Origin of the sequence: Methanobrevibacter sp. (assembly GCF_045644645.1) — an archaeon.
GTDB lineage: Archaea > Methanobacteriota > Methanobacteria > Methanobacteriales > Methanobacteriaceae > Methanocatella.
The window spans coordinates 1-12,532 of the sequence record NZ_JAZRHE010000148.1; the positions used below are offsets into that span (position 1 = coordinate 1).

10 protein-coding genes are annotated in these 12,532 nt (G+C 34.5%); 5 read left to right on the forward strand and 5 right to left on the reverse strand.

What is annotated here, in order from left to right; all coding sequences use genetic code 11:
* Both ACKI4K_RS08825 and ACKI4K_RS08830 read right to left on the reverse strand, forming a co-directional pair.
* The coding region (locus ACKI4K_RS08825; RefSeq protein WP_407424292.1) for a hypothetical protein at positions 1 to 708 on the reverse strand (708 nt) is incomplete at its 3' end.
* Positions 709 to 755: 47 nt separating this feature from the next.
* A complete protein-coding gene (locus ACKI4K_RS08830; protein WP_407424294.1) occupies positions 756 to 1,127 on the reverse strand; it encodes a hypothetical protein in 372 nt (123 codons plus the stop codon).
* A gap of 703 nt (positions 1,128 to 1,830) precedes the next feature.
* Here ACKI4K_RS08830 and ACKI4K_RS08835 point away from each other — a divergent pair.
* From ACKI4K_RS08835 to ACKI4K_RS08845, 3 genes are all read left to right on the forward strand, one after another.
* On the forward strand, positions 1,831 to 2,700 hold the full coding sequence (locus ACKI4K_RS08835; protein WP_407424296.1) for a CPBP family intramembrane glutamic endopeptidase: 870 nt from the start codon (positions 1,831 to 1,833) through the stop codon (positions 2,698 to 2,700).
* A 71-nt stretch (positions 2,701 to 2,771) separates the two neighbouring features.
* On the forward strand, positions 2,772 to 3,470 hold the full coding sequence (locus tag ACKI4K_RS08840) for a hypothetical protein (protein WP_407424298.1): 699 nt from the start codon (positions 2,772 to 2,774) through the stop codon (positions 3,468 to 3,470).
* Positions 3,471 to 3,611: 141 nt separating this feature from the next.
* The gene (locus ACKI4K_RS08845) at positions 3,612 to 4,478 is read left to right on the forward strand and encodes a CPBP family intramembrane glutamic endopeptidase (protein ID WP_407392502.1); all 867 of its coding nucleotides are present in this window, start codon (positions 3,612 to 3,614) and stop codon (positions 4,476 to 4,478) included.
* Between the two features lie 195 nt (positions 4,479 to 4,673).
* Here the strand turns inward: ACKI4K_RS08845 and ACKI4K_RS08850 are convergent, their stop codons facing one another.
* Positions 4,674 to 5,525, reverse strand: coding sequence for a CPBP family intramembrane glutamic endopeptidase (locus tag ACKI4K_RS08850; protein WP_407424300.1), 852 nt, complete (start codon positions 5,523 to 5,525; stop codon positions 4,674 to 4,676).
* Between the two features lie 931 nt (positions 5,526 to 6,456).
* On the opposite strand from ACKI4K_RS08850, the gene ACKI4K_RS08855 reads away from it, so the two are divergent.
* Both ACKI4K_RS08855 and ACKI4K_RS08860 read left to right on the forward strand, forming a co-directional pair.
* Entirely contained in the window at positions 6,457 to 7,608 is a 1,152-nt protein-coding gene (locus ACKI4K_RS08855; protein WP_407424302.1) for a hypothetical protein, read from the forward strand.
* Complete coding sequence (locus ACKI4K_RS08860; protein ID WP_407424304.1) at positions 7,578 to 11,207, forward strand: Ig-like domain repeat protein; 3,630 nt, start codon at positions 7,578 to 7,580, stop codon at positions 11,205 to 11,207. Before ACKI4K_RS08855 ends, ACKI4K_RS08860 begins: the two co-directional genes overlap by 31 nt.
* Positions 11,208 to 11,297: 90 nt before the next feature.
* On the opposite strand, the gene ACKI4K_RS08865 is transcribed toward ACKI4K_RS08860, so the two are convergent.
* Positions 11,298 to 11,471, reverse strand: coding sequence for a hypothetical protein (locus tag ACKI4K_RS08865; RefSeq protein ID WP_407424306.1), 174 nt, complete (start codon positions 11,469 to 11,471; stop codon positions 11,298 to 11,300).
* 370 nt (positions 11,472 to 11,841) lie between these two features.
* Complete coding sequence (locus ACKI4K_RS08870; RefSeq protein WP_407424308.1) at positions 11,842 to 12,471, reverse strand: carboxypeptidase-like regulatory domain-containing protein; 630 nt, start codon at positions 12,469 to 12,471, stop codon at positions 11,842 to 11,844.
* Positions 12,472 to 12,532 lie beyond the last annotated feature (61 nt).

A 12,532-nucleotide genomic window follows, 5' to 3' on the forward strand; every position in this document is an offset into this window, starting at 1 on the left:
AGCCCATGCAATATTATTATTTATATAATCTTCCCGTTTATCATTAGCGTTTTTATAAGAATCTCCAAGACTCTTTTTATTAAATTTAATATTTGGTTCAGATTTTTTAATCAACAATGCTCCAAACCTTGGAGCATAAACTAGATTATATTTTGAATTTAAAGTAATCAACCCATAATTTATATCATCTAAATCAGGCAAAGGTATTTTAGATACTGGATGGGAATGCCCAGTTAACCCAAAATATGAACCCTTAACCTGTTTAATATACTCATTAGGAACTTCAATTGAAGTTGCATCAGTACCTTTAATGATACCAAATACATTAAAACTTCTATCAGAAGCAATTACACATTCCTGAGCATGATTTTTAGCTACTTGGATAAACTCAAAAATATTATTAGAAAGCATTTCTAAGTCATCACTTTCATCAACAAAATTTTTAAGACTATTTTGGATATTATCTTGATTCCATTTATTATCATCAACACCAGTTTGATTAGTGTTACCAAACTCATCATGGAATTTTTTCATAACATAATCAGATAAATAATTATTAGGAGTTAAGTTTATAATGTATGGGTCTTTAGGTGGTTCTCCTTTAGATTCCCAAACAGTTAAGTAAGTACATCGGCAATTAGGATGGAACGGAGGGAACTTACCTCCTTTAATTAACTTAATAATATTATGAACTTTTTCTCTTTCCAATAACTCCGGTGAGAAAAGTTTAAATTGAATGTTTTTGATTGAAATATTCAAAACTCAAATTCAAGATTATCATTCTCAACTATAGGGTTGAAGTCAATGCCTGAGTCTTTAATGGAAATCAATATGTATTCATCGCTATCTCTAACAATAATATCAATCGTATCGACATTTTCATTAATGTTAATGATATTGGTTAGCATTTCTTCAATAGCCATACTAACCAATGTTGCAGACTTGTTTTCAGACAAGAACTCCTGAATTTCAGCAGATAGATTAACTGCATCATTAATATTCCCATTAATTGTGTACTCGAATATTTTTCCATTATCATTTTGTTTTATCAAAAAGAAACCTTCATATTCATCATTATACTTTCTATTGGCATATCTTGAGTATAAATATATGAATAGCAGTGTCACAACTTCGCTTACGCAAAATGAAATCCAAAATCCATTTGCACCTAAAAAATAGACCAGGATATTTGCTAATAGTATAGGAAGAATCAGCCCTTCAAGAACAGTTATTGCATTTGATAACCTATTATACTGTACTGATTGAGTGTAAAAAATGTATAGGAAATTAAGTGCATAACCTAAAATACTTAAACTGTTAGTGGCGAATCTGTAATATTTGTCATCAACGGCAAGACCACAACTGCTAAAACAGATAAAAACGGAATAACTAAAATAAAAATAACAGATATTCCTAAAAAATACACTGTAACAACTATTTACAATGGTAAAACCTATGCCAATAAAGTTACAGTAAAACAGGTCTTAACAGCCAGTAAAGTTACTGTTAAAAAGACTGCCAAGAAATTTACCTTAAAAGCAAAGCTTAAAATCAACGGTAAGCTCCAGAAAGGTAAAACAGTAACATTCAAGTTCAACGGCAAAACTTATAAAGTTAAAACCAACTCCAAAGGTATTGCTCAAAAGTCACTTAAGAAGAATGTTATCAAAAAGCTTAAAAAAGGCAAAACTTACACTGTTAAAGTGACTTATCTTAAAGACACAATAAAAACAACAGTTAAAGTAGAATAGTATGATAAGTAAAAAAAGATAATAAATGGATGAGTTTTTCTCATCCAGTTTATATAAAAATATATATGAGTGATAAAATATGTCAATGAAAAATAAAATATCAGACTATATAACATTTCCAACAACTTTTGAGAACTATGCATGGTACAAACCATTAATTGTCATAATAGCAACTATGTTTATAATGCTCCTAATTGGAACGGCAATAATAATGATTACTTATCTGGTAGGTGGCGTTGATTTAGCTAGAACTGTTATGTCTGGAAAATTTGAAGCATTAAACTCTGCGATGCCTATAATTATCTCAGATCTTATTTTAATCATGTTCATTCCTTCATTGTATTTGGCATCAAAAATTGTTAATGACAGACCATTTTCCTCCTACTCATCTTCACGCGGAGGATGGAATTTCAAACTCTATTTCAAGGCATTAATAATACCGTTAATAATGTACATAGTATATCAGGGCATAGATTCTGCTCTTACTGGAGCAAAAGGAACATCTCAAATCTCAATAATGTTCTTAATAGCTATTTGCATCTTCGTGCCTCTCCAATCCATTGCAGAGGAATTCATGTTTCGAGGAGTTCTTTTGCAGACATTTGGATCATGGTTTAAAATACCTGTTTTAGCAATTGTCATTCAGGCAATAATATTTGCCCTATTCCATGGATATAACAGTTTCGGACTCTTTGGAATACTAGTTATGGGTCTTATCTACGGATTTTTCGCTTGGAAAACAAATGGTATTGAAGTAAGTTCTGCCATACATACCGCAAATAATTTTACTGTTGGTTTATTCGTCATGCTTGGACTCCACGCATCAACATCCACTCCGCAATTAGGGAGTGTTGTGGGAACAATTATTTTTGAAATAATACTAGTTATTGTACTGTATTTGGTGGGCAAGAAAACAAATTGGTTCGGAGAAATACCTGAAAGTTCTTAGAATCCATAGATTATTAATAATAAATAACATGAACTTATACAAATGGCTAATAATTAAACAAAGTTGATAATATGACAGTAATAGATAGATTTAAATTTGAAGATGAAGGTTATGATTTTCCGTTTTATAATAAGAATCCATATATTCCCAAATGGGGATGGGTTGTCTTATTTGTTGCATTCATTGCTGGAACATTACTAGCAGTAATCTCAGGAAATCTACCTTTTATAATATTAGGCTGCATAGTGTTTATTGTGCCGGTTTTATATTTTTTAAAATGGGATTATAAAGCAATATTCTGGATGCCGTCCCGTAAAGATCTTGTCCTTATAGTGGCTCTTTTTGTAGGATATATTGTATATGGAATGGTAATGGAGATGATATTGAAGCAATTTGGAATAGTCAGCCCCGGAACTATGGGTTCAGAACCAGTAACAATCATGACATTAGTTACATCAATATTTTCACTGATGGGTGAGGAATTCTTTAAGTTCATCCCATTCATATTTTTCTTAAGAGTGATTTATAAATTATCAAATAATCGTAGATTGGCTGTGATCATTTCCGTTGCTATAATAATGGTGATGTTTGCCTGTTTCCATGCATATAACCCTACCATGTTAATATTTGCACTTTTCGTACAGGGTTTTGGTTCAATATTCGAGTTTTATGGATATATTAAAACCAAAAACCTAATTGTTCCGTACCTTACTCACTTATTAACGGACGAAATTATTTTCATTATTGCATTACTTGGAATTCCATTATGAACTACCCCCAGATTTACAGCTCGAAGATTTTTATTTCACGGGCTGTAAATACTAATGCATTTAAAATAAATAAAAATATTATAATATAACTCAAAAAAATAACTGAAATATAATTTGTGATATAAATTTAAAGTGATACTTATGTTGGATAATATTAAATATTTTGCTGATAAATCAGAATCGTTAAAGGAAGCAAGAATTAATGTTAAAGAGATGTCAACAATAAAAGAGGTAGGCATTTTCATTGGTTTATTTTTGGTGATGTTTGTTATTTTGAACATATTTGAATTCATATTCATGTCAATTAGTCCCATTCCAGATGTAGTATTTTTTTCTATGGGCGGATTCATCATTGTTCCTTTTATAATATATTTCTATGTCACTAAAATAGAAAAGCGCAGTTGGAGAAGCATAGGATTTTCTAAAGGCAATGCACTTTCATCTACATTAAAAGGTTTATTGATTGGTTTTTTAATGTTTTCTGCAGTAGTGGCAATAGGCATGCTTCTTGGGCAGTTCAGGTTCAATGGATATAATTTGTCCTCATTAGTTTATCTGATTCCAGGTTTCATATTATTTGCTATCCAATGTTTTGGTGAGGAAATATATACTCGTGGCTGGACAATGACCTATTTCTATAAACGGCATGGAATATTTGCTGCGATGGTAATCAGCAGCATTGTTTTTGTTATTCCACATTTACTCAATACTGGAATTGATTTATTATCAGTTGTAAATATTTTCATTGTTGGAATAGTATTTGCAGTCCTTTTTTTGAGATTTGACAATATTTGGATTTGCGGCGGTGTTCATACAGCATGGAATTTTTCACAGGGAATCATATTCGGATTCAATGTAAGTGGCATTTCAACACCATCATTAATGAATTTTAGTCAAGCAGGCCAAAATTTAATCAATGGAGGTTCTTTTGGACCTGAATCCAGTTTAATTGCAACTGTTGTATTTGTTATTGTATTGATTTTAGTTATTTACTATCCTAAAAAATAGTCATATTTTCTACCATATCCCTTTTTGTCCGGATATTAATTAAAAAAATTTTTAGAGGATTTAAAAAGAGGATGTGGTGCAAAATTTTAAATTGATTCTCTATTTTTCATGATTATTTTGTCATGTGCTCTTTTTAAGTTGTATCCGGTTGAATATCTCCTTAAAAAGAAAAAAAGATTATTCATAATTGAATAATCATACGTTTTGAGTGTTTTCTGGGATTTCACCAAACCAATTGAATTTTTTATCCAATGCAAAAACAATTATGATTGGGATTACCAGGAAAACTAAATTCATCACAAAATCAATTGCACTGTTTGGTGATACTGTCTGCTGAAGACCTATTCCCAATGCAAGAAATGAAAACGTATTATTTACCGCATGCATTGCTGATGCTGATTCAAGACCTTGACCATACCAGGTTATCAAACCATATAAAAGTCCTACGCAAAATACTCCTATGGCTGCTATTATCGCGTAATTATGCACTATGGAAAATATTGCTGCCTGAAGGATGATTGCCACAATAGGTATTTTAAACCATGATCCGAAGGTTTGCATCAGTAGTCCACGGCACAGGTATTCTTCCGCAAAACCCTGAAAGATTGGCAAAATCAAACACAATATGAGAACTGTAATTGAAGTATTGGTTATGCTTGGCATTCCTGAAGTTAACATAGGTATTAGTTGTAATGCTCCATAAACAATTAAAGTTATAATATATACTTTAATGTAAATGCTCCAATTCCATTTCCTGACAGGCGCTATCTGTGTGGAAAACGGAATTTTATAGACCAATTTAAATCCAATATAAATGCCTGGAATCAATGCAATCATGGTAATTGCTGCATAAATAATTTGTTCTATTTTACTTGCAGTAGGGTTTGCTCCTGTAATTTTTAATGCTGCAAATGATATCACGAAATCAATTATTACTGCTATAATTATTATTAAAAAAGGTTTATACCACGCATATGTTTCTAGAGTTGTTGGGAATGTTGTAAATTCTTTTTCTTCATTTTTTTCAAACAGTTTTGATAAGTTCATAAAATTACTCCATTTTTTTCAAATCAAATAGGATTCACATTTAAAAATAACTTAAACGAACATTGTTATTTTCAATTTTATGTATGTATCACTTTTTAATTTAAATTATATAAAAGTGACTGAAAAATAGATAAATTTCATAACTTAATGTTTAACTGTATGTTTTCAATTAAAAACAGCACAATTAATGGAATCTCCTAATATTACCATCACCTTAAAAAATCACTTTTGGATGACAATCAAATATCTTTTTAATGTTCGAAAACAAAAATTAAAATATGAAAGGGATTTTTGAATTTATTGAAAAATATTTTTTCATTGTAATATTGTTGGCGGTAGCTATTTCTGTTTAAATTGAATGTTTTTGATTGAAATATAAAAAACTATCACTACAACAGGAATGGCGAGGTTTTGATGTTTTCAAAATACGCCATGACGGTCGCATATCTTGCGAATGTTTCCAATGCCATTGTCTAATATTGTTTCATTTACCTTAAAAAATCAGGCCCATGCTCTTTTTGGATGCCGGTCCTGAAGAGTCCCTAATAAGAATCCCATCCCAGAATGGGGAAGATTAAATTTTTTTGATGACTTGAGAAAGATACGTTCAAAGATTGCAAAATTCTGCAATCAGATTAGATAATTATCTTTTCCTTTCTTAAATGGATAAAATTTCTTACATGCCCTTTTTTTTGGTATTAGGTTATGCCATTTTTCATCACAAAATTTTAATTTTATTCAGTTATTTTAAATTTTATTATAAATTAAACCTATTTTTTTAATATCATTGCTTATTTCATCTTCAAATCATCCAGATTGAATTCAAAATGTATAAATAGGTTACTTAATATAATAAATACCAATGTAAATTTAGTTTAAATTTATATTAGAAAATGTTTTAATTACAATAGATTTATTGTAGGGAGTAAATATGAAGAACAAAAAGATTTTAATGGTCAGCATTCTTCTGCTGGCCATTTTAACAATAGGTGCTGTCAGCGCGTCGGAGGATGCCGAGGTGCTGGCAGGAAATTCAACGCTTATAGTCGATGATTCCATAGTTATCGACAATAACGATGTTGAAGAAATAGAAGGTAATTTCACTTTTTCTGATAGTTATATTAGTTTAGACAATGGATATAATACGGTTGCCACTCTTAATCTTAAGGAAGCAACTGAAGGCAGGATTGTCCTGACTAATGACGGCGATGATGTTATAGGTGAGAAAGATCTTACGGTTAATGATTTCACCAAAGTATCTGGAAATTATATCTATAACCTTCAGGTTAGTCATTTGGTTGTTTCCAAGTTCAATAATGGCAATCAGCTGGTAAACTTCATGTTCTACGGTTCCCAGGATGGGACCCCGGCGATTCATGAAGTGTATGATGTTGAGAAAAGTCCTCAGACCAATTCCATTTGGATAACTAATAAACGATATATTGAAATATATAATGGATTTGTCACTGAGGATTATGACGGGCCTATTATTGTCGTTTATTCAGAGGCAAATACAGATGACTTTTCAATTACTGATATTGATGAAGATAGTTACGACATTAAGTATAGCTACTATAGTACCCTTAAAGACTTGAATCAATATGACCATGGAATATACAGTAAAAACAGTAGATCCGGATGGTATTATTATGGAGTCACTGCCAGTGATTTTATTAATAACGGAAATGACTTTAATGAAATCGATGACGGCGATACCTTAAGTTTTCTTGTAAAGAGTACTGATTGGGAAAAGACAGCATCATGTGAATGCAACATCGACCTTGAAGGGGACGGATTCTACTTGGGAGACCATAACGATGAACCTGTAGGTCCGACAGCTATTTTAGAAATTTATGGCAATGAATACACACCAATTTCATATGATAATGGAATGGTTTTCACAATAATCGTTTCAGGTGATGAAAAGAGCGGTTCATGGAAACCTGTCGACGAATTGAGCAATGCAGTGCTTTCCGTCACTTCAGGAGATTACACAACCACCTTATTCAATTCCAAACTCAGCAATTTGGATTTTATAATGCGACCGGCTATATGGGCAACATTGAACACGTGTTCTATCTGAATGACGTGAACAATTTCCAAGGCCTAAGCAATAACGATACAGTCATATTCCAGATTGTAAGGTCCGGTGTTCAGGATGCTTACGAGGAACGTATCATCCGTTTCAATAAGGACAATATAATGTTAAGTGATGCAGATGATGGCAATGACTTTGAAGCCATATTCATGGATGGAAATGTTCAGGAGAGTACTAATGTTCTCATTATTCCTAAAGACCAAATACCTGAAGGAGTGGATGAAACATTCACTATCACTGTTGATGTTTGGGGCAATGTAAGGAGCAGAACATTCTACACTTCAGACTATGAGTGGGACGATGTTTGGCAATGGAGTACTCTTGAATTAGAAATTGAAGACATAATGCAGGATATATTCCCTTCTGCCGAATGTGACATTGCCGTTCAATTCTATAGGGATGGTGAAGAAGCAGAACAGGCCCATGGTCAGGTCAAGATTTACAATTCCCCATTTGTTGATTCACAGATGACATTAGATGCTGATTGGCCTGTTATTACAATTGCATATTTCCCTGAGGATATGGAGGAATTTACAGTTGTAGTTTATAATGAAAATTCTGTTCTATTAAATAACTTTACATTTAAAGTAAGTGAAATGGACCAGTATCTATCACTAGACGACTGTTATGAATTATACTTGAGCGATATTGAAATAGATGAGCTTGGGGACTATGGCGTGGAAGTCGAGTTTCCGAGATTCAGTTGGTACAACCGTGTATCCGTTGTTCCTTTTGTGATTAATATCTATCATAATTGGGATGAGATGACTGAGCCTTTATGCAGAATCGCTTTGCCTGAAGGCAGCGAAGGTAATGTAACAATTGAATTGAATGGAAATAAAGTATATGAAAAAGCCCTAGAAGACATATATTATGATGAGTATTTCAGGGGCCCTGGATATTATGTTGATGTAAACAGTTTGAATATCACAGAGTCAGATAGGTATGTTGTATATATAACTGTAACAACCGAGGAATACAGCAGAACTGTTAGTTCCTTGGAGTATGTTGAAGTATCTGATAACACATTCAGTTTCATGGATTCAATATATGGCGACTTCAATTTCGATGTACATATAGGAACTGCAATTTCACAGGATTCAGTAATAATATTATACCTTAACGGCGAACCTGCAGCCACAGGCGGAACTGACCACGGATTCTATTTCGACTTTGATGAAAGCTACACAGACATTTATGGAAGCTTATTGCCTGGCGAGTATCAGGCCAGACTTGAGATAGATGATGAGGTTGTTGCCGAAGACATGTTTGCAGTTTTGGATGATTCTGGAGATGCCAATGTTGACGTTGTTGAAGATGAAGGCGCAGTCAGCGTTACCTTTAAGGCACCTATGCCATTAGACGCTACTTTGGATGGATATGGCTTAGACATTTATGTTGACGCAACAAATCCTTATTACTGGAATCCTGAAGATGAACCTGTTGCCAGCTACAGATATGAAGATTTAAGGGATTTGCTGGATTATAAAACACATGCAATAGAATTGGGTGAATTGGACCCTGGTGAACATATCATATATGTCGTATACCGTACGGATATGGACTACCCATTGGAAGAACAGGACTTCTTTGTAAGGATTTACAACATCACAGTTGAAGCTCCTGAACTTGTAAACACTGCCTTAACCGCTTCCAAAGTCACTGCGGACTACAACAGCACCAAAAAGCTCACCGCTACTTTAAAGGATATTGACGGCAATGTCATCAGCGGTGCAAAGGTCAAATTCGTTGTCGGTGATATTACAAAGACTGTAAAAACTAATGCAAACGGTAAGGCTTCCTTGGCCATTGGTACTTTACTGCCTGGCACTTATACCGCAACCATCACTTATGCTGGTGATGAGACTTATGCGGCTTCAAAAACTACAGCCAAAGTCGTTATCAATAAACTCAATACTGTTTTAAGTGCCAATGATATTGTTGTTGTTCATAATGAAAGTTCCAAGCTTTATATTTACTTGAAAGATGCAAACGGCAATGCCATTACAGGCATTAAAATCAATGTGGTTTTAGGTGACATAACCAAGAGCATAAAATCCGATGCCAACGGCAGAATTACCGTATCCACTAAAACTTTGGATGTAGGCAATTATACAGCTTTCATTTCATGCGACGGCAATGAAATTTACGCCCCTTCAAGCACCACTGCAAGTGTTGTTGTGACTAAGATGCCTACTGTCTTAACTGCAAAGGATGTTGTCACAGATTATGATGCAAGTTCAAGGTTATATGTTTACTTGAAGGATGCCAACAGCAATCCGATCACTGGCGTTAAGGTGAAAGTGGTTTTAGGCGACATTGTCAAGAACATCAAAACCGATGCCAAGGGCAGTATTTCCGTATCCACCAAGACTTTAGATCCTGGTAATTATACTGCCTTCATTTCATGCGACGGCAATGACTTATATGATTCCTCAAGCACCACTGCAAATGTGCTTGTAAGAGGATTCCCTACAGTGCTGTCCGCCGATGATTTGGTTGCAGAGTATAATGTAGCCTCAAAGTTCTACGTTTACCTGAAGGATGCGGAAGGAAACCCAATCACCGGAGCCAAGGTTAATCTGGTTTTAGGCATCATCAACAAGACAGTCAAGACAGATGCCAAGGGAAGAATCTCAGCATCCACCAAGAATCTTGAATCAGGCACATACACAGCCGTGGCCACATATGCAGGAAGCGACTTATATGCGCCTTCAAGCACCACAGCCACAGTATCTGTAAAATACAGCACAGTGCTGACAGCCAATGATGTCAACGCCATTTATAACGTCGGTTCCAGATTGTATGCAACCTTGAAGGATGCAGACGGCAATCCTATAGCCGGCGCCAAGGTCAATCTGGTCTTAGGAAACATCAACAAGACTGTCAAGACCGATGCCAACGGTAAAATATCAGCATCCACCAAAAATCTGGATATAGGCAGTTACGTTGCAGTTATTACCTTTGCAGGTGATGACATATACTCACCTTCAAGCACCACTGCAAATGTGTTTGTAAGCAATGAATATTCTTTCTTATCCGCCAATGATGTCGTTGCCACATACAATGTCAGTTCCAAAGTCTATGCCACCTTGAAGGATGCAGATGGCAATCCTATTGTCGGTGCCAAGGTCAATATGGTTTTAGGAAACATCAACAAGACTGTCAAGACTGATTCCAAAGGCAGAGTCTCAGCATCCACCAAGAATCTGGCTCCTGGAGATTACACTGCTTCCGTATCATTTGCCGGTGACGGATATTATGCGCCTTCAAGCACAACCGCCAGTGTTGTGGTGACAGACAAGATACCTACCACTTTAACAGCCAAAGATATTGTCGCCACATATAATGTCAGCTCCAGGCTCTATGTCACACTGAAGGATGTTGACGGAAACATTATCTCAGGCGTCAAAGTCAATGTGGTCTTGGGAAACATCAAAAAGACACTTAAGACCGATGCCAAGGGCAGAGTTTCAGTATCCACACTGCCGCTGGAAAGGGGCAGTTATACAGCCGTAATCACATGTGAAGGCAATGACATATACGCGGGATCAGACACTACAGCCAGCGTTGTCGTACGTTAAACTGTGCAAAAAAAATAAGTTTCAATTAAAAGGGAGATTATAAATTTCTCCTTACTTTTTTATTTTTAAAAAAAACAATCAAAACTGGTTTTAAACATTCATGAATGAATTTAAGAACTGCTTTTGAGAACGAATCAAAGATTTTTCCTGTTTTTGACTTCCATGCATTTCATGCTTGCCATGGAGTGAATTGGGGAAGGAAGTATTAAGTCCTTTTTTAAGTCTATTGTTAGCATTGATTGTGTCAATATTGACACGTGCCATAGCTTCAACCCAGGTTCATGTATCTTCTAAGATCGATATCCATCTTGAAGGATGCGATATCGTCTTTTGGAATAAATCAGATGGGATGCGATACTTGTATTGTATCTCCTATTGGATATATAGGGCTTTGAAGTAATTGGTCTAAATTCAACAAAAGCAGCAAAACCATGTTCCGTTCATGTGGGGATTATGATGATGTGGAAAATCCTATTCAGTCTGGATAGATTCTCTTGATATTTTATTAAATTCTATTTTCAAATTTGATTTCGGTTTTCAGAAAAAGAGGATATCCATAAAAAAATTCAAAAAAAAGAAAAGGAAGATGGTTTATACCATCTTATCCATTGATTTCTAAAGTAACATCCTGGGATTAATCAAATTCACCGTTACCGTATAATTCATACCATCTGTCAGGGGTTATGCCTGTCACACCGTTAGGTGAAGCAGTAACCAAACCAGTGTCGTAGCTTACCCAACAAGCAATTTCAGGAATGAAGTACTGATGGTTAGGAGGCATTGGTGTATCAGGTCCTGATGAATTTGAAGAACCGCCTGAAGAACCGTTTGAATAGTTATTATTGGAATCAGTGCTTGCAACTGAAGAACCGGAAGATTGTACAGCTATGTTGTCAGTAAGATCGCTTTCAATAGTTATGGTAGCCTGGGTAGTGGACCCTTTATATTTATCATTTCCATTGAATTTTGCTACAATATTATATTTTCCGGCAGGTTCACCGGAAATCATCAGATAACCTTTACCAGTACTATCAGTAACAACGGAATATTGTTCATTATTATAATTAATATCAATTTTTTCATTCGCAATAGCATTACCTTGAGCATCTTTCAGTACAAATTGAACTTGTTCCCCATTGTGAAAAGTTCCGTTATTTATAATATTGATTTGTGAATCCATTTTGCCCGGTTGAGCAAACATGACTGCAGCAACAACTGCAATGATAACAACAACCAATATTGCTATAATAATATTTTTATTCATAATTTCCACCTATCTCATGTTATATTAGTATAACACTATTCTTAATATATGAATGCACATA

Coding starts and splice junctions, on each gene's coding strand:
- ACKI4K_RS08835 (WP_407424296.1), top strand. CDS start 1,831: ATGTCAATGAAAAATAAAATATCAGACTATATAACATTTCCAACAACT.
- ACKI4K_RS08840 (WP_407424298.1), top strand. CDS start 2,772: ATGACAGTAATAGATAGATTTAAATTTGAAGATGAAGGTTATGATTTT.
- ACKI4K_RS08845 (WP_407392502.1), top strand. CDS start 3,612: ATGTTGGATAATATTAAATATTTTGCTGATAAATCAGAATCGTTAAAG.
- ACKI4K_RS08850 (WP_407424300.1), bottom strand. CDS start 5,525: ATGAACTTATCAAAACTGTTTGAAAAAAATGAAGAAAAAGAATTTACA.
- ACKI4K_RS08855 (WP_407424302.1), top strand. CDS start 6,457: ATGAAGAACAAAAAGATTTTAATGGTCAGCATTCTTCTGCTGGCCATT.
- ACKI4K_RS08860 (WP_407424304.1), top strand. CDS start 7,578: ATGGGCAACATTGAACACGTGTTCTATCTGAATGACGTGAACAATTTC.
- ACKI4K_RS08865 (WP_407424306.1), bottom strand. CDS start 11,471: ATGGCACGTGTCAATATTGACACAATCAATGCTAACAATAGACTTAAA.
- ACKI4K_RS08870 (WP_407424308.1), bottom strand. CDS start 12,471: ATGAATAAAAATATTATTATAGCAATATTGGTTGTTGTTATCATTGCA.